The sequence below is a fragment of the Massilia mucilaginosa genome, assembly GCF_011682145.1.
In the GTDB taxonomy this organism is placed as follows: Bacteria; Pseudomonadota; Gammaproteobacteria; order Burkholderiales; family Burkholderiaceae_D; genus Telluria_A; species Telluria_A mucilaginosa.
Window position 1 is genome coordinate 1 of record NZ_WHJH01000274.1, and the last position, 336, is coordinate 336.

General features: G+C 65.8%; 1 protein-coding gene. It reads right to left on the reverse strand.

Going from position 1 to position 336, the window contains the following annotated elements; genetic code table 11:
* The coding region (locus F2P45_RS34835) for a type 2 periplasmic-binding domain-containing protein (protein ID WP_166882728.1) at window positions 1-336 on the reverse strand (336 nt) is incomplete at both ends.

Consider the following 336-nt stretch of genomic DNA (forward strand, 5'->3'; position numbering starts at 1 on the left):
GATCTTGCCCTCCTTGACCAGCGCGTCGAAGGGGGCGCCATTGGCGTAGCCCGCGACCACGCCGATCTTCATGCCGGCCAGGTCGCCCACGCTGTGCCAATGCAAGGGCGTGCTCTTCAGATAAGCCAGGCCGACGATGCTGGTGCTGATCGGCGCCGACAAGTGACAATCGCGCGCGCGTTCTTCCGTGTAGTAGGCCGGGAAATAACCGGCAAACCGGGGATCGTCGTGGCCGAGCTGCACGGTCCTTCGCCACGGAAAATACGCGAAGCGCACGGTATAGCCAAAACGCCCCGCCGCCGTCGCCACCACCGCGCTTGCCGCGCCGTCCAACGG